Source organism: Bradyrhizobium sp. NBAIM08 (genome assembly GCF_020193935.1).
GTDB classification, from domain to species: Bacteria; Pseudomonadota; Alphaproteobacteria; order Rhizobiales; family Xanthobacteraceae; genus Bradyrhizobium; species Bradyrhizobium yuanmingense.
On record NZ_JADYVR010001265.1, the window covers coordinates 1 to 386 of the forward strand.

The 386-nt window shown below is 59.8% G+C and carries 1 protein-coding gene; it reads left to right on the top strand.

Going from position 1 to position 386, the window contains the following annotated elements; translation table 11 throughout:
* Positions 1-53: 53 nt before the first annotated feature.
* A partial coding sequence (locus tag I6F37_RS45745; protein ID WP_276573847.1) for a SulP family inorganic anion transporter occupies positions 54-386 on the top strand: 333 nt, incomplete at its 3' end.

Below are 386 nucleotides of genomic sequence, written 5' to 3' on the forward strand. Positions count from 1 at the left end.
TCGATTTTTAGAATCAGCTTGTTATTACGCCGAGCAACAGACGCAGGCATTCGATGAGCGACAGCGCGCCGAACGTTTCGACCAAACAGGCGCGCGCCTGGTTCTCCGAAACTCTGTTTCGTATCGTTCCGGCGTTCGAATCACTCCGGACTTATTCCGCCCAGGATCTGACGAGCGATACGATGGCCGGCCTCACGGTGGCCGCCGTCGCCGTGCCACAGGCGATGGCCTATGCACAAATCGCCGGCATCCCGCCGCAATACGGTCTCTACACCGCGATCGTCATGACGGCCGTCGGCGCGCTGCTTGATTCGTCGAAGCAACTCATCAACGGACCGACCAACGCCATCTCGATCGCCGTTCTGAGCGCGCTCGTGGGATTCAGC